The 17,513-nt window shown below is 58.5% G+C and carries 14 protein-coding genes and 1 tRNA gene; all 15 read left to right on the top strand.

Annotation, left to right across the window (positions count from 1 at the left end; genetic code table 11):
* Positions 1–952, top strand: a 952-nt coding sequence (tuf, locus tag HCG46_RS28240; protein ID WP_168688157.1) for an elongation factor Tu, incomplete at its 5' end; no start/stop codon positions are given.
* Positions 953–1,060: 108 nt separating this feature from the next.
* Positions 1,061–1,136 (top strand) — tRNA-Trp (locus tag HCG46_RS28245).
* A gap of 103 nt (positions 1,137–1,239) precedes the next feature.
* Positions 1,240–1,437: a preprotein translocase subunit SecE gene (secE, locus tag HCG46_RS28250; protein ID WP_006936470.1), complete on the top strand. Its 198-nt coding sequence runs from the start codon at positions 1,240–1,242 to the stop codon at positions 1,435–1,437.
* Between the two features lie 66 nt (positions 1,438–1,503).
* Entirely contained in the window at positions 1,504–2,034 is a 531-nt protein-coding gene (nusG, locus tag HCG46_RS28255; RefSeq protein ID WP_006936469.1) for a transcription termination/antitermination protein NusG, read from the top strand.
* 175 nt (positions 2,035–2,209) lie between these two features.
* On the top strand, positions 2,210–2,638 hold the full coding sequence (gene rplK / locus HCG46_RS28260; protein WP_168688158.1) for a 50S ribosomal protein L11: 429 nt from the start codon (positions 2,210–2,212) through the stop codon (positions 2,636–2,638).
* A 4-nt stretch (positions 2,639–2,642) separates the two neighbouring features.
* Positions 2,643–3,341, top strand: a complete 699-nt coding sequence (gene rplA, locus HCG46_RS28265; RefSeq protein WP_055654723.1) for a 50S ribosomal protein L1 — start codon at positions 2,643–2,645, stop codon at positions 3,339–3,341.
* A 323-nt stretch (positions 3,342–3,664) separates the two neighbouring features.
* Positions 3,665–4,183, top strand: coding sequence for a 50S ribosomal protein L10 (gene rplJ, locus HCG46_RS28270; protein WP_023001583.1), 519 nt, complete (start codon positions 3,665–3,667; stop codon positions 4,181–4,183).
* Positions 4,184–4,243: 60 nt separating this feature from the next.
* Positions 4,244–4,621, top strand: a complete 378-nt coding sequence (gene rplL / locus HCG46_RS28275; protein ID WP_023001584.1) for a 50S ribosomal protein L7/L12 — start codon at positions 4,244–4,246, stop codon at positions 4,619–4,621.
* A gap of 289 nt (positions 4,622–4,910) precedes the next feature.
* Positions 4,911–9,050, top strand: a complete 4,140-nt coding sequence (rpoB, locus tag HCG46_RS28280; RefSeq protein ID WP_031269576.1) for a DNA-directed RNA polymerase subunit beta — start codon at positions 4,911–4,913, stop codon at positions 9,048–9,050.
* 92 nt (positions 9,051–9,142) lie between these two features.
* Positions 9,143–13,342: a DNA-directed RNA polymerase subunit beta' gene (rpoC, locus tag HCG46_RS28285; RefSeq protein WP_055654721.1), complete on the top strand. Its 4,200-nt coding sequence runs from the start codon at positions 9,143–9,145 to the stop codon at positions 13,340–13,342.
* 78 nt (positions 13,343–13,420) lie between these two features.
* Complete coding sequence (locus HCG46_RS28290; RefSeq protein WP_023001587.1) at positions 13,421–13,714, top strand: hypothetical protein; 294 nt, start codon at positions 13,421–13,423, stop codon at positions 13,712–13,714.
* A gap of 676 nt (positions 13,715–14,390) precedes the next feature.
* Positions 14,391–14,762 carry a 30S ribosomal protein S12 gene (gene rpsL, locus HCG46_RS28295; RefSeq protein WP_006936459.1) on the top strand — a complete coding sequence of 124 codons (372 nt, stop codon included), beginning with the start codon at positions 14,391–14,393 and terminating at the stop codon, positions 14,760–14,762.
* Between the two features lie 12 nt (positions 14,763–14,774).
* A complete protein-coding gene (gene rpsG, locus HCG46_RS28300) occupies positions 14,775–15,245 on the top strand; it encodes a 30S ribosomal protein S7 (protein WP_023001588.1) in 471 nt (156 codons plus the stop codon).
* A gap of 25 nt (positions 15,246–15,270) precedes the next feature.
* Positions 15,271–17,346 carry an elongation factor G gene (gene fusA, locus HCG46_RS28305; RefSeq protein ID WP_055654719.1) on the top strand — a complete coding sequence of 692 codons (2,076 nt, stop codon included), beginning with the start codon at positions 15,271–15,273 and terminating at the stop codon, positions 17,344–17,346.
* Positions 17,347–17,393: 47 nt separating this feature from the next.
* A partial coding sequence (locus tag HCG46_RS28310; protein WP_286185580.1) for a GTP-binding protein occupies positions 17,394–17,513 on the top strand: 120 nt, incomplete at its 3' end.

Raw genomic sequence — 17,513 nt, forward strand, 5'->3', positions numbered from 1 at the left:
CGACTGCCCTGGTCACGCCGACTACGTCAAGAACATGATCACCGGTGCAGCGCAGATGGACGGCGCGATCCTGGTCTGTTCTGCCGCTGACGGCCCGATGCCGCAGACCCGCGAACACATCCTCCTGGCTCGCCAGGTTGGTGTTCCGGCTCTGGTCGTGTTCATGAACAAGGTTGACCAGGTCGACGACGAAGAGCTCCTCGAGCTCGTCGAAATGGAAATCCGCGAACTGCTGTCTTCCTACGAATTCCCGGGCGACGACATTCCGATCGTCAAGGGTTCTGCGCTGGCAGCCGTTGAAAACCGCGATCCGGCCATCGGCCGCGATGCGATCCGTGAGCTGATGGCTCAGGTCGACGCGTACATCCCGACCCCGGAGCGTCCGAAGGACCTTCCGTTCCTGATGCCGATCGAAGACGTCTTCTCGATCTCCGGCCGTGGTACGGTTGTGACCGGTCGTGTCGAGCGCGGCATCGTGAAGGTTGGCGAAGAAGTCGAAATCGTCGGCATCAAGGACACGCAGAAGACCACTGTCACCGGCGTTGAAATGTTCCGCAAGCTGCTGGACAGCGGCGAAGCAGGCGACAACATCGGCGCGCTGATCCGCGGTATTGCACGTGAAGACGTTGAGCGTGGCCAGGTTCTTTGCAAGCCGGGTACTGTTACCCCGCACACGAAGTTCAAGGCCGAGGCTTACATCCTCACCAAGGAAGAAGGTGGTCGTCACACCCCGTTCTTCACCAACTACCGCCCGCAGTTCTACTTCCGTACGACGGACGTGACCGGTGTGGTGTCCCTGCCGGAAGGCACGGAAATGGTGGTGCCGGGCGACAACGTCTCCGTCGAGGTTGAGCTGATCGTGCCGATCGCCATGGAAGAAGGCCTGCGCTTCGCTATCCGCGAAGGTGGCCGTACCGTCGGCGCTGGCGTCGTCGCATCCATCATCGAATAAGATGATTTCGGGCTGCCGGGCCTTGTGCCCGGCAGTCCCGCCTCTTAAGTCTTGCGATGTGCGGCTTCAGAGGGTATCAGGAGCAAGTTCGCCCAGGCGGACTTCTGAAGGGGTATAGCTCAGCTGGTAGAGCGACGGTCTCCAAAACCGTAGGTCGCGGGTTCGAACCCTGCTGCCCCTGCCAATTTGCTCTTGATTAATCTGCCTCGAGGGCTTAAAGAGTTTCCTCGAGTGAGGCGCGCGAAGTTTTTCGCGCGCCCACTCGTATTTAACAGACCGGAATCGGAATGGCGAAGACCAATCCCTTTAAATTCATCCAGGAAGTACGCGCGGAAACGTCCAAGGTAACTTGGCCGACGCGCAAAGAAACAGCAGTGACCACTGTCATGGTTTTCATCATGGTTGTGATCGCGGCGATCTTTTTTCTCGTGGCAGATCAGTTGATGGGCTTCGGGATCGGCTATCTTCTGGGTGTCGGCGGCTAATTTCAGTCAGCCGCCCGGGCGACTGTCCGGTTTGAAGACAAAGAACAAGAAACGGAACTGAGATCCATGGCCAAGCGCTGGTACATTGTGCACGCCTACTCCAATTTCGAGAAGAAGGTCGCCGAGTCCATCCGCGAAAAGGCCGAGCAGAAGGGTCTGTCAGACCTGTTCGAAGAGATTCTCGTTCCGATGGAAAAGGTCGTTGAAGTGCGCCGTGGCCGCAAGGTCGATGCGGAGCGCAAGTTCTTCCCGGGCTACGTCCTGGTGAAGATGGAAATGACCAACGAGGCTTTCCACCTCATCAAGGATACTCCGAAGGTAACCGGGTTCCTGGGCGCGGATCAGAAGCCGATGCCGATCCCGGAAAAAGAAGCAATGCGCATCATCAACCAGGTTCAGGAAGGCGTGGACCGGCCGAAGCCGTCCGTGACTTTCGAAGTTGGTGAGCAGGTGCGTGTTTCCGACGGTCCGTTCGCGTCCTTCTCCGGCCTTGTCGAGGAAGTGGACGACGAGCGTGCGCGTCTGAAGGTGGCCGTGTCCATCTTCGGCCGTGCAACGCCGGTGGAGCTGGAATTCGGTCAGGTCGACAAGCTTTGATCGTTTGCCGCCCCGAGGGGTGGCTTGAGAGCCCGGTCGCAGTGTCCACAAGGATGCGGCATCCGGGATGAAAGGGTGGAAGGTTCCGGAACTCTTCGCCGGGTTCCAACAGGGCCGAACCACCAACTCCCAATCAGCTGAAGAGCCATTCAGCTGTTAATGACTGGAGAGAAACATGGCGAAAAAAATCGAAGGTTTCCTGAAGCTTCAGGTACCGGCAGGTTCCGCTACTCCGTCGCCGCCCATTGGTCCGGCGCTCGGTCAGCGTGGTCTGAACATCATGGAATTCTGCAAGGCCTTCAACGCCGCTACGCAGGATGCTGAAAAGGGCGCGCCGTGCCCGACCGTGATCACCTACTACTCCGACAAGTCTTTCACGTTCGAAGTGAAGACGGCTCCGGTCAGCTTCTTCCTGAAGAAAGCTGCCAAGCTGCAGAAGGGCTCCCAGACCCCGGGCCGTGGCACGGTTGGTTCTGTGACCAGGGCGCAGGTGAAGGAAATCGCCGAAGCCAAGATGAAGGACCTGAACGCCAACGACATCGACGCAGCGATGCTGATGGTCGAAGGCTCCGCCCGCTCCATGGGCCTCGAGGTAACGGAGTAAGATCATGGCGAAGGTTGGAAAGCGCATCCAGGCAGCTCGTGAAGGTATCGACCGCAACAAGCTGTATTCCCTGAACGAAGCCATCGGCCTCGTGAAGGACCGTTCCAAGACCAAGTTCGACGAAACCGTCGAAGTTGCGATCAATCTCGGCGTTGATCCGCGTCACGCAGACCAGATGGTCCGCGGCGTGTGCATCCTGCCGAACGGCACCGGCAAGACCGTTCGCGTTGCTGTGTTTGCTCGCGGCGACAAGGCTGAAGAAGCCAAGGCTGCTGGCGCCGACATCGTCGGTGCAGAAGAGCTGGTTCAGGAAGTTCAGGGCGGCAAGATCGACTTCGATCGCTGCATTGCAACTCCGGACATGATGCCGCTCGTCGGTCGTCTTGGTAAGGTTCTCGGCCCGCGCGGCCTGATGCCGAACCCGAAGGTTGGTACCGTGACCCCGGACGTCAAGTCCGCCGTCAACGACGCCAAGGGCGGCGCTGTTCAGTTCCGCGTCGAAAAGGCCGGTATCGTTCACGCTGGCGTTGGCAAGGTGTCCTTCTCTGAAGAAGCGATCACCCAGAACGTCAAGGCTCTCCTGGACGCCGTTCAGAAAGCCAAGCCGACTGGCGCAAAAGGCACCTACCTGAAGCGCATCGCCGTGTCCTCCACGATGGGCCCGGGCGTAAAGGTAGATCTCGCCACCGTTGCTGGCGAGTAATCCGGTCTTTCCGGATTGATACGAGATTTCGGCTGAAAGGCCGAATAGACCCGGCGGCTTGCTGCCGGGTTGCCCTGTCCGAGACTGCAGGTGCCGGGAAACCGGCTTAAGCCAAACAAGGCCTGCATAGATGGGTGAGAACCGAATTTCCCACCGATCCGGTGGAAAACCTGGTTCGAACCAGACCTTGCCGAGCGCTTCTGGCGCGAAGGTGAGGGGACAGGACCCTGAGCGTCGCCAGGACAGGCGGTACCGGGTTCGGGACCATCTGCCAGGCGGCAAGGTAAACCGGCGGCGTCACAGCCGCCAAATGGAGAAGGCAAGTGGAAAGAGCGGAAAAGCACGAGTTCGTGTCGGCCCTCAACGCCGAGCTGGGTAACACCGGTGTTGTCGTCGTCGCGCACTATGCAGGCCTTTCGGTAGCTCAGATGACCGCACTGCGGGCATCCGTGCGCGAAGCCGGCGGCACTGTAAAAGTCGCAAAAAACCGCCTTGTCAAACTCGCCCTTCAAGGCACCGACCTTGAGCACATCTCCGACCTGTTTCAGGGCCCGACCGTTATCGTCCATTCCGACGATCCGGTAGCCGCTCCGAAAGCAGCCGTCGATTTCGCCAAGGCAAACGAAAAGTTTGCGATCCTTGGTGGTGCTCTTGGCTCGACCAACCTGAACCCGGATGGGGTCAAGTCTCTGGCAACCATGCCGTCGCTCGATGAGCTGCGTGCGAAACTGGTTGGCATGATCCAGACCCCGGCTTCCCGGATTGCACAGGTTGTCAACGCTCCGGCCGGGCAGCTTGCCCGCGTCTTCGGCGCTTACGCCAAGAAGGACGAGGCCGCATAAGGCGTCCAAAACACACTGTCTCACGTAACCAAAACTGGTTCGAACTTAAGGTACTGAAAAATGGCTGATCTTGAAAAGCTCGTTGAAGAACTGTCCGCACTGACCGTTATGGAAGCTGCTGAACTCAGCAAGCTTCTGGAAGAAAAGTGGGGCGTTTCTGCTGCTGCTCCGGTCGCAGTTGCTGCTGTTGCTGCTGGTGGTGGCGATGCAGCTGCTGCTGAAGAAAAGACCGAATTTGACGTTATCCTGGCTTCTGCCGGCGACAAGAAAATCAACGTCATCAAGGAAGTCCGCGCAATCACCGGTCTTGGCCTGAAAGAAGCTAAGGAGCTCGTCGAAGGCGCTCCGAAGCCGGTCAAGGAAGGCGTTGGCAAAGACGAAGCAGAAGAGCTGAAGAAGAAGCTCGAAGAAGCTGGCGCATCTGTCGAGCTGAAATAATAAAGGCCTACCGGCCTTTTGAACGGTCCCGGGCAACCGGGACCGTACCTAGCCCCGGCGGGATTTTCCCGTTTCCGGGGCAAACGTACCACTAGGGCATCCTGCTTTCGCAAGACGGCAGATGAAGATGTTCTAGGCCCCTAAGACCGGTCAACTTGTCTGGTTTCAGGTGAGGGCACCTGAAGCAGGTTGATCCAGGGGGGACGGTTTTCCGAAGCGCCCGGGCGCTCGCCCGATTGGAAAAGGGGCGTTTCGGGAAGCCGTTACCCGGCCGATACGAGGAGCGACAATGACCCAAACGTTCAACGGTCGCAAAAAGGTCCGTAAATATTTCGGATCGATCCGCGATGTCGCGGCTATGCCTAATCTCATCGAGGTTCAAAAAGCATCCTACGACCAGTTTCTGCAGGTCGACGAGATGCCGGGCGGTGGCCGCAAGAATGAAGGCCTTGAAGCGGTCTTCCAGTCCGTATTTCCGATCTCCGATTTTGCGGGCACTTCCCTTCTGGAATTTGTTTCCTTCGAATTTGAAGCTCCCAAATACGACGTCGATGAGTGCCGCCAGCGCGACATGACCTTTGCGGCTCCGCTGAAGGTTACCCTGCGCCTGATCGTGTTCGATGTCGATGAAGACACCGGCGCGAAGTCCGTGAAAGACATCAAGGAACAAGATGTCTACATGGGCGACATGCCGTTCATGACCGACAACGGCACTTTCATCGTCAACGGCACCGAGCGCGTCATCGTTTCCCAGATGCACCGTTCTCCGGGTGTGTTCTTCGACCATGACAAGGGCAAGACCCATTCTTCCGGCAAGTTGCTGTTCGCAGCACGCGTGATCCCGTATCGCGGTTCCTGGCTCGATATCGAATTCGACGCCAAGGACATCGTGCATGCGCGCATCGACCGTCGCCGCAAGATCCCGGTTACGTCCCTGCTGATGGCGCTTGGCCTCGATGGTGAGGAAATCCTCAACACGTTCTACAAGCGTATCGATTACACCCGTCAGAAGGACGGCTCCTGGCGCATGCCGTTTGACGGCAATCGTCTGAAGGGCACCAAGGCGTCCTACGACCTGATCGACGCCGACAGCGGCGAAGTGGTGATCGAGGGTGGCCGCAAGATCACTCAGCGCACCATCAAGCAGCTTGAGGAAAAAGGCGTCACCGCCTTGAAAGTGACCGACGAAGACCTTCATGGCCAGTACCTGGCTGAAGACATCGTCGACATGAAGAGCGGTGAAATCTACGCTGAAGCAGGCGACGAGATTTCCGGCAAGCTGCTGGAAGAACTGGTCGATCGTGGTTACCACGAGCTGCCGATGCTCGACATCGATCATGTCAACACCGGTCCGTACATCCGCAACACCCTGTCGGTCGACAAGAACGAGTCTCGTGAAGATGCTCTGTTTGACATCTACCGCGTGATGCGTCCGGGCGAGCCGCCCACCATCGACACTGCCGAGGCGATGTTCCAGTCGCTGTTCTTCGACGAAGAGCGCTATGACCTGTCCGCCGTTGGCCGCGTGAAGATGAACATGCGTCTCGACGTGGAGTGTGCCGACACCGTTCGCACGCTGCGCAAGGACGACATCCTGGAAGTCATCCGGGTTCTTCTTGAACTGCGCGATGGCAAGGGCGAAATCGACGACATCGACAACCTCGGCAACCGCCGTGTTCGTTCTGTCGGCGAGCTGATGGAAAATCAGTACCGCGTCGGTCTGCTGCGCATGGAACGTGCGATCAAGGAACGCATGAGCTCTGTCGAAATCGACACGGTCATGCCTCAGGACCTGATCAACGCGAAGCCGGCTGCTGCTGCCGTTCGTGAATTCTTCGGCTCCTCGCAGCTGTCGCAGTTCATGGACCAGACCAACCCGCTGTCGGAAGTCACCCACAAGCGCCGCCTGTCGGCACTTGGCCCGGGCGGTCTGACCCGCGAACGCGCAGGCTTCGAAGTCCGCGACGTTCACCCGACGCACTACGGCCGTATCTGCCCGATTGAAACGCCGGAAGGCCCGAACATCGGTCTGATCAACTCGCTGGCAACCTTTGCCCGTGTGAACAAGTACGGCTTCATCGAAAGCCCGTACCGGAAAGTGAAAGACGGCGCCGTTACCAACGAAGTCGTTTATCTTTCCGCCATGGAAGAAGCCAAGCACTACGTGGCCCAGTCCAACGCCGTCTACGACGACGAGGGCCGGTTCACCGAAGAGCTGATCACCTGCCGTCACGCCGGTGAAAACATGATGGTTCCGTCCGACAAGGTTGACCTCATGGACGTTTCGCCGAAACAGCTCGTGTCCGTCGCGGCCGCGCTCATTCCGTTCCTTGAGAACGATGACGCAAACCGCGCACTGATGGGCTCGAACATGCAGCGTCAGGCCGTTCCGCTGGTTCGTGCCGAAGCACCGTTCGTCGGTACAGGCATGGAGCCGATCGTGGCACGCGATTCCGGTGCTGCCATCGGTGCCCGCCGCGCTGGCGTTGTCGACCAGGTGGATGCGACCCGTATCGTTATCCGTGCGACCGAAGACCTCGATCCGGGCAAGTCCGGCGTCGATATCTACCGGCTGCAGAAGTTCCAGCGGTCCAACCAGAACACCTGCATCAACCAGCGTCCGCTGGTGCGTGTCGGTGACCGGATCCACAAGGGCGACATCATTGCCGACGGTCCGTCGACCGATCTCGGTGATCTTGCGCTCGGCCGGAACGTGCTCGTCGCGTTCATGCCCTGGAACGGCTACAACTTCGAGGATTCCATCCTCCTGTCCGAACGCATCGTCTCCGATGACGTGTTCACCTCCATCCACCTCGAGGAATTCGAAGTGATGGCGCGTGACACCAAGCTTGGGCCGGAAGAAATCACCCGCGACATTCCGAACGTTTCGGAAGAAGCGCTGAAGAACCTCGACGAAGCCGGTATCGTCTACATCGGTGCCGAGCTGAACCCGGGCGATATCCTGGTCGGCAAGATCACTCCGAAGGGCGAAAGCCCGATGACGCCGGAAGAAAAGCTTCTGCGCGCCATCTTCGGTGAAAAGGCATCCGACGTTCGCGATACTTCCCTGCGCCTGCCGCCGGGGGTTTCCGGTACCGTTGTCGAAGTGCGCGTCTTCAACCGCCACGGCGTTGAAAAAGACGAGCGCGCGATGGCGATCGAGCGTGAGGAAATCGAGCGTCTCGCAAAGGACCGCGACGACGAACAGGCGATCCTCGACCGCAACGTCTATGGCCGTCTGGCCGAGATGCTGATGGACAAGACCGCCATTGCCGGCCCTAAGGGCTCCAAGAAGGACACCGTACTGACCGGGGACGTTCTCAACGACTTCCCGCGCTCGCAGTGGTGGCAGTTTGCCACCGACGACGAGAAGTTCATGTCCGAAATCGAAGCTCTGCGTGGTCAGTATGACGACAGCCGCAAGCGTCTCGAGCAGCGTTTCATCGACAAGGTCGAGAAACTGCAGCGCGGTGACGAACTGCCGCCGGGCGTCATGAAGATGGTCAAGGTCTTCGTTGCCGTGAAGCGCAAGCTTCAGCCGGGCGACAAGATGGCCGGCCGTCACGGCAACAAGGGCGTGGTCTCCAAGATCAACCCGTGCGAAGACATGCCGTTCCTTGAAGACGGCACGCATGTCGATATCGTGCTGAACCCGCTCGGCGTTCCGTCGCGCATGAACGTCGGTCAGATCCTTGAAACCCACCTGGGTTGGGCCTGCCGCGGCATGGGTAACCGGATCGGCGAAATGTACGACGAGTACAGGAAGTCAGGCGAGATCGGAGAATTGCGCGGCAAGATTGTCGAGATCTACGGCGACAACATGAAGGGCGACAACGTCAAGGAATACGATGACGAAGGTATCGTACGCCTGGCGGAGCAGCTGAAGAAGGGCGTCAGCATCGCGACGCCGGTCTTCGACGGTGCTCGTGAACCCGATGTCGTCGAGGCGCTCAACATTGCCGGCTACGACCCGAGCGGCCAGTCCGTTCTGTACGATGGCCGGACCGGTGAAGAGTTCGACCGCAAGGTAACCGTGGGCTACATCTACATGCTGAAGCTCCACCACCTTGTCGACGACAAGATCCATGCCCGTTCTATTGGCCCGTACTCGCTCGTCACCCAGCAGCCGCTCGGTGGTAAGGCACAGTTCGGTGGCCAGCGCTTCGGGGAAATGGAGGTCTGGGCGCTTGAAGCTTACGGTGCAGCCTACACGCTGCAGGAAATGCTCACCGTCAAATCGGATGACGTTGCCGGCCGTACGAAGGTCTATGAGGCCATCGTTCGTGGCGACGACACCTTCGAGGCAGGCATTCCGGAAAGCTTCAACGTGCTTGTGAAGGAAATGCGGTCCCTGGGTCTCAACGTTGAACTGCAACGAACCGATGTCCCCGTGATCGGCGAGGAAGAAACTGCGGACGCCGCAGAATAACCCCGCCTACGGACCACAAATGACTTGGAATGCCGGTTGCGGGGAGGGGCGCAAGAGCTCGCTCCCCCACCGCGCATCGAAGGAGATGGATCATGAATCATGAGGTCATGAACCTGTTCAATCAGCAGGCTCCCGCACAGACCTTCGACAATATCCGGATTTCGCTTGCGAGCCCGGAAAAGATCTTGTCCTGGTCTTTCGGCGAAATCAAAAAGCCGGAGACCATCAACTACCGTACGTTCAAGCCTGAGCGCGACGGTCTGTTCTGCGCGCGCATCTTTGGCCCGATCAAGGACTACGAATGTCTTTGCGGCAAATACAAGCGCATGAAATACAAGGGCGTTATCTGCGAAAAGTGTGGCGTTGAAGTCACCCTATCGCGGGTTCGCCGTGAGCGCATGGGCCACATCGAACTGGCTGCGCCTGTTGCGCACATCTGGTTCTTGAAGTCCCTGCCGAGCCGTATCGGCCTTCTGCTCGACATGACGCTGAAGGATCTGGAACGCGTTCTGTATTTCGAGAACTACGTTGTTCTCGAGCCGGGCCTGACCCCGCTCAAGCAGCACCAGCTTCTGTCGGAAGAAGACTTCATCGCCGCTCAGGACGAGTATGGCGAAGATGCCTTCACCGCCATGATCGGTGCCGAGGCGATCCGCGAGATCCTGATGAGCATGGATCTGGAACGCGAGAGCGAGAAGCTGCGTCAGGAGATCGCCGAGGCGACCACCGAACTGAAGCCGAAGAAGCTTGCCAAGCGCCTGAAGGTTATCGAAGCATTCATGGAATCGGGTAACCGCCCGGAGTGGATGATCATGACCGTGGTTCCGGTTATCCCGCCGGATCTGCGCCCGCTGGTACCGCTTGACGGTGGCCGTTTCGCGACGTCCGATCTGAACGATCTCTACCGCCGCGTGATCAACCGTAACAACCGTCTGCGTCGCCTGATGGAGCTGCGTGCTCCGGATATCATCATCCGGAACGAAAAGCGCATGCTTCAGGAGTCCGTTGACGCCCTGTTCGACAACGGCCGCCGCGGCCGCGTCATCACCGGCGCCAACAAGCGTCCGCTGAAGTCGCTGTCCGACATGCTGAAGGGCAAGCAGGGCCGGTTCCGTCAGAACCTGCTCGGCAAGCGCGTCGACTATTCCGGCCGTTCGGTTATCACCGTGGGTCCGGAATTGAAGCTGCACCAGTGCGGTTTGCCGAAGAAGATGGCGCTTGAGCTGTTCAAGCCGTTCATCTATTCGCGCCTCGACGCCAAGGGTTTCTCCTCGACCGTCAAGCAGGCCAAGAAGCTGGTTGAAAAGGAACGTCCGGAAGTCTGGGACATCCTCGACGAAGTCATCCGTGAGCACCCGGTTCTCCTGAACCGCGCGCCGACGCTGCACCGTCTTGGTATCCAGGCCTTCGAACCGACCCTGATCGAAGGCAAGGCCATCCAGCTGCATCCGCTCGTCTGCTCGGCCTTCAACGCCGACTTCGACGGTGACCAGATGGCTGTTCACGTTCCGCTTTCGCTGGAAGCCCAGCTCGAAGCGCGTACGCTGATGATGTCGACCAACAACATTCTGCATCCGGCAAACGGTGGCCCGATCATCGTTCCTTCGCAGGATATCGTTCTGGGTCTCTACTATCTGTCCATCATGGCAGAAGGTGAGCCGGGCGAAGGCATGGTCTTCGGCAACACTGGTGAGATCCACCATGCGCTGGCCAACAAGGTCATCACGCTGCACACCAAGGTGAAGGGCCGGTATCGGTCCATCGATGCGGAAGGCAATCCGACTTCCGAAATCATCGAGACCACTCCGGGCCGCATGCTCATCGCGGAGCTTCTGCCGAAGCACCACGAAGTGCCGTTCGAGGTCTGCAACAAGCTGATGACCAAGAAGGACATCTCCAAGATGATCGACACGGTTTACCGTGCCTGCGGTCAGAAGGAGACGGTTATCTTCTGTGATCGGATCATGCAGCTTGGCTTCAAGAACGCCTGTAACGCCGGCATCTCCTTCGGCATGGACGACATGGTCATTCCGGACACCAAGCACAAGCTGGTGGCCGAAACCTCGTCGCTCGCGACCGAATACGAGCAGCAGTACAACGACGGTCTGATCACCCAGGGCGAAAAGTACAACAAGGTTGTCGACGCCTGGGCGAAATGTACCGACAAGATTGCTGACGAGATGATGGCCCGCATCAAGGCGGTCCAGATCGATGAGGAAACCGGTCGTCAGAAGCCGATGAACTCGGTCTACATGATGTCGCACTCCGGTGCTCGTGGTTCGCCCCAGCAGATGAAGCAGCTGGCCGGCATGCGCGGCCTGATGGCCAAGCCGGACGGTTCCATCATCGAGAACCCGATCATCTCGAACTTCAAGGAAGGCCTGTCGGTTCTGGAGTACTTCAACTCCACCCACGGTGCCCGTAAGGGTCTGGCCGATACCGCTCTGAAGACCGCAAACTCCGGTTACCTGACCCGCCGTCTGGTGGACGTCGCCCAGGATTCCATCATCCTGGAACCGGATTGCGGATCCACGCGCGGCATCACCGTTGCTCCGATCGTCGATGCCGGTAACGTCATCGCTTCGCTCGGCATGCGCGTTCTGGGCCGTACGACTGCGGAAGATGTCTACAACAACCAGACCGGCGAACTGCTTGTCCCCAAGGGCACGCTGATCGACGAGAAGGATGTTGATGCCATCGAGGCTGCCAAGGTTCAGCAGATCAAGATCCGCTCGGTTCTTACCTGTGAAACCGAAACTGGCGTCTGCGCGACCTGTTATGGTCGTGACCTTGCTCGCGGTACGCCCGTGAACATGGGTGAAGCTGTCGGCGTCATCGCCGCACAGTCGATCGGTGAGCCTGGCACGCAGCTGACCATGCGTACCTTCCACATTGGTGGTACCGCACAGGTTGTCGACAGCTCGTTCATCGAGTCCAACGTCGACGGCACGATCAAGATCCGGAACCGTTCGGTCAATCGCGACAGCGACGGCAACCTGATTGCCATGGTTCGCAACATGTCCATCGTTGTCATCGACAGCGACGGCAACGAGCGTGCCGTGCATCGTGTGGCCTACGGTTCCAAGCTGCATGTCGATGAAGGCGATGCGGTCAAGCGCGGTCAGCGGATTGCCGAATGGGATCCGTATACCCGTCCGATGCTTGCTGAAGTCGATGGTATCGTGGACTTCGAGGATCTGGTCGATGGTGCGTCCGTTCAGGAAACGGCCGACGAAGCGACCGGCATCACCAAGCGTGTCGTCATTGACTGGCGTTCTTCGCAGCGTGGTCAGGATCTCAAGCCGGCTATCGTCGTCAAGGACGAAAAAGGCAGCATTTCCAAGACCGATCGTGGCTCCGATGCCCGTCTGATGCTTTCCGTTGACGCGGTTCTGTCCGTTCAGCCGGGAGCTTCGGTGAAGGCTGGTGACGTTCTGGCCCGTATTCCGCTGGAAAGCGCCAAGACCAAGGACATCACCGGTGGTCTGCCGCGTGTTGCGGAACTGTTCGAGGCTCGCCGTCCGAAGGATCATGCGATCATCGCGGAAATCGATGGTACGATCCGCTTCGGTCGCGATTACAAGAACAAGCGTCGCGTCATCATCGAGCCGGCGGAAGAAGGTGTCGAGCCCGTCGAATACCTCATCCCGAAAGGCAAGCACTTCCATCTTCAGGAAGGCGATGCCATTGAAAAGGGTGAGTACATCCTCGACGGCAACCCGGCTCCGCACGACATCCTGGCAGTTAAAGGCGTAGAGGCCCTTGCGGCTTACCTCGTCAACGAGATCCAGGAAGTCTACCGCCTGCAGGGCGTGACCATCAACGACAAGCACATTGAAGTGATTGTCCGCCAGATGCTGCAGAAGGTTGAGATCACCGATCCGGGCGATACGGAGTTCTTCTCCGGCGAACAGATCGACAAGATCGACTTCGAGGAAGCCAACCGCCGGGCGATCGACAATGCACGCGATCCTGCCAAGGGGGTGCCGGTTCTGCTCGGCATCACCAAGGCATCGCTGCAGACGCGCTCGTTCTTCTCCGCCGCCTCCTTCCAGGAGACGACCCGCGTCCTTACCGATGCGGCTGTCAACGGCAAGACCGACCCGTTGGTCGGCCTCAAGGAGAACGTCATCGTCGGCCGTCTGATCCCGGCCGGTACCGGTGGGGTGATGAAGCGGATCCGTCAGATCGCGACGCATCGCGACGACCTGATCCAGGAAGCTCAACGTCAGCAGTCTTCGGACAGTGCAGCGGAAGGCCTTCTGGAAGATATGACCGGTGCAGCCGAGTAATCGGTTTCCCGTCGAACTGTCGAAAGGCCGCCCTCGGGCGGCCTTTCTTGTATAATGAGGCAAAAGAGGCCTGATGATATGAACGACAATGAACTTGAACTGGACCCGGTGGTCTACATCGTCATTGGCAGGGTCTGGGAAAACGAAGACGCTTCGCCGGATGACGCCATCACCATTCACGCGCTGCTGACAGCGCCGGATGACGACGACGCGGTTCGCAAGACGCTTGAATCGCTCTCTGCTCAGGGGTTTGCGGAAGCCGAGCTCGACCAGATCGGCGTGATGGATGGCGAACCGGATGATCCGGTTTACGAAGGTGCCTACCAGGATGCGCTTGCCGGAAACGTTGCAATCGTGACTTTCACGGCCTGAGGAGGCTGGAAGAACACTCGCTCGCAAATACCTGCCGTGCATCAGGCGCATATCGGCGGGTGAGGGACTATGGCCGGCGAATCCGGAATGCGTTTATGGCGGGTCCGTCTGGAATCGGTCCCATGAATCAAGGGCCTGCGTTGCCCGATGACCTGGCAAACACCACCGTTCTGACCTGATTTGAGTCATTCTGGTTAGAGTTGATTCAGAATTCCGCCGGAATGCGGAATCCGCCAGCGCAATAAAATTACCGAAAAGGTGCTGAAAACTATCGTTTAGCGCTGGTAAGTAGCGGAAATCATGTCGGAAATTCAGATGGCGGATCTGTAACCCGCACAAACGCTGTTTTTTCGACAAAGCACTTGACGCAATGGGTGCATATGAGTAGTTTCCGCGCATCCCAAGGGCAGGCGGTAAGTGCGAACCCGTCCAGCGCCACCAAGGCGCAGGACCCAGTCCTCTTAAACGCTGCCGGGTTATATAGGCGAATACGCGTCGATTGCATGACCGCGGGGTAACTCGTGGTCCTCTGGTTTTTCGCAGCGCCGGCCGCTCTTCATTGAGCGCGCGGGCGCGATTTTGCATGTCTTCACGGCTCAGGCCGAGGAGGGGTCAAGGTCAGCGGGGGACTGCAGTTGCATACGAATTTTTGGATGGACAAGGTAAAGGGCAAAGAATGCCGACCATCAACCAGTTGATCCGCAAGCCGCGGAAAGATCCGCCGAAGCGGAACAAGGTGCCGGCCATGGAGGCCTGCCCCCAGAAGCGTGGTGTTTGCACCCGCGTTTACACGACGACGCCGAAGAAGCCGAACTCGGCTCTGCGTAAGGTGGCCAAAATCCGCCTGACCAACGGCTTCGAAGTCATTGGCTACATCCCGGGTGAAGGTCACAACCTTCAGGAACACTCGGTGGTTATGATCCGCGGCGGTCGCGTAAAGGACTTGCCGGGTGTGCGCTACCACATCATCCGTGGTGTGCTCGATACCCAGGGCGTCAAGGATCGTAAGCAGCGCCGTTCGAAGTACGGCGCGAAGCGGCCGAAGTAAGGAGCACATCAGATGTCCCGTCGTCACCGCGCTGAAAAACGCGAAATTAACCCGGATCCGAAGTTCGGGGATATCGTCGTAACGAAGTTCATGAACTCCATCATGTACGACGGTAAGAAGTCGACTGCCGAGCGCATCGTTTACGGTGCTTTCGACGTCGTCGAAAACAAGACCCGCGAGAACCCGATCGAAGTGTTCCACGCTGCTCTTGAAAACGTCATGCCGCAAGTGGAAGTTCGCTCCCGCCGTGTTGGTGGTGCGACCTACCAGGTCCCGGTCGAGGTTCGTACCGACCGCCGTCAGGCGCTGGCAATTCGCTGGCTGATCACTGCGGCTCGCAATCGTAACGAAACCACGATGGTTGACCGTCTTTCCGGCGAGCTGCTCGATGCAGCAAACAACCGTGGTACCGCAGTCAAGAAGCGCGAAGACACGCACCGGATGGCAGACGCCAACCGCGCATTCTCGCACTATCGCTGGTAATTTGTGACTTCGAAGGGCTGACGCAATGGCGCGCACGCATAAAATCGAGGACTACCGCAACTTCGGCATCATGGCTCACATCGATGCTGGAAAGACCACTACGACTGAGCGGATCCTCTTCTACACTGGTAAGAGCCACAAGATCGGCGAAGTTCATGACGGCGCAGCCACCATGGACTGGATGGAGCAGGAGCAGGAGCGTGGCATCACGATCACCTCTGCTGCAACCACCGCTTTCTGGAAAGAAAAGCGCCTGAACATCATCGACACCCCGGGCCACGTTGACTTCACCATTGAAGTTGAACGTTCCCTGCGCGTGCTCGACGGTGCCGTCGCCCTTCTGGATGCAAACGCTGGCGTTGAGCCGCAGACTGAAACTGTTTGGCGTCAGGCCGACAAGTATCATGTCCCGCGGATGATCTTCGTCAACAAGATGGACAAGCTGGGCGCCGATTTCGATCGCTGCGTCAAGATGATCAAGGAACGCCTCGGCGCAACTCCGCTGGTCATGCAGCTTCCGGTTGGCGCTGAAAGCGAATTCGCTGGCTGTATCGACCTTCTGGAAATGAAGGCTCTGATCTGGCAGTCCGAAAACCTTGGCGCTGCCTGGGACGTTGTCGACATCCCGGCCGATCTCGTAGATCGCGCTCAGGAAGCTCGCGACGCTCTGATCGAGACTGTTGTCGAAGTCGACGAAGCTGTCATGGAAGCTTATCTGGAAGGCGAAGAGCCCTCCATCGAGACGCTCAAGAAGCTTATCCGCAAGGGTACGATCAGCACCGAATTCGTTCCGGTCTTCTGCGGTTCCGCGTTCAAGAACAAAGGCGTTCAGCCGCTTCTCGACGCAGTTGTCGACTACCTGCCGAGCCCGGTTGAAGTTCCGGACATCAAGGGTATCGACCCGAAGACCGAAAGCGAAATCATTCGCAAGTCTTCCGACGAAGAGCCGCTCGGCCTGCTGGCGTTCAAGATCGCCAACGACCCGTTTGTTGGTTCCCTGACGTTCTGCCGCATCTATTCCGGCGTTCTGAACAAGGGCGTGTCCCTGCTGAACACCGTGAAAGACAAGCGTGAGCGCGTCGGCCGGATGATGCAGATGCACTCCAACTCCCGCGAAGACATCGATGTAGCCTATGCAGGCGATATCGTTGCTATCGCGGGCCTGAAGGACACCACGACTGGCGACACCCTGTGTGATCCGCTGAAGCCGGTGATCTTGGAGCGCATGGAATTTCCGGAGCCGGTCATCGAGATCGCTGTCGAGCCGAAGACCAAGGGCGACCAGGAAAAGATGGGCCTCGCGCTCAACCGCCTGGCTGCTGAAGATCCGTCCTTCCGCGTCAAAACCGACGAAGAATCCGGTCAGACCATCATCGCCGGCATGGGCGAGCTGCACCTGGACATCATCGTCGACCGCATGAAGCGCGAATTCAAGGTCGAAGCCAACATCGGTGCGCCGCAGGTGGCTTACCGCGAAACCATCACCAAGGTTTCTGAAGTGGATTACACCCACAAGAAGCAGTCTGGTGGTTCCGGTCAGTTCGCTCGCGTCAAACTGGTCATCGAGCCGGCCGAGCCGAACGAAGGCTACGTCTTCGAAAGCAAGATCGTCGGCGGGTCCATTCCGAAGGAATACATCCCGGGCGTTACCAAAGGTATCGAAAGCGTCATGTCTTCCGGTCCGCTGGCAGGCTTCCCGATGCTCGATATCAAGGCAACCCTGATCGATGGTGCCTACCACGACGTTGACTCCTCGGTTCTCGCCTTCGAAATCGCCGGCCGTGCCGGTTTCCGCGAAGGTATTGCCAAGGCCGGCCCGAAACTGCTCGAGCCGATCATGAAGGTCGAGGTTGTCACACCGGAAGACTACATGGGTGACGTGATTGGTGACCTGAACTCCCGCCGCGGCCAGATCGCGGGTACGGAGAACCGGGGCGTCGTTACTGTCATCACCGCAATGGTGCCGCTGGCCAACATGTTTGGTTACGTGAACAACCTGCGTTCCATGTCTCAGGGCCGCGCACAGTACTCGATGGTGTTCGATCACTACGAGCAGGTGCCGCAGGCTGTCGCCGAAGAGGTTCAGGCGAAATACGCCTGAGCCCATCCTCTTAACGTCAAGAAGAACTAGAGAAACGGAGTAATCCGATGGCGAAAGAAAAATTTGAGCGCAACAAGCCGCACGTTAACATTGGCACGATTGGCCACGTTGACCACGGCAAGACGACGCTGACCGCAGCAATCACCATGACGCTGGCTGAAACCGGC

Origin of the sequence: Labrenzia sp. PO1, assembly GCF_012273635.1 — a bacterium.
GTDB classification, from domain to species: domain Bacteria; phylum Pseudomonadota; class Alphaproteobacteria; order Rhizobiales; family Stappiaceae; genus Roseibium; species Roseibium algicola.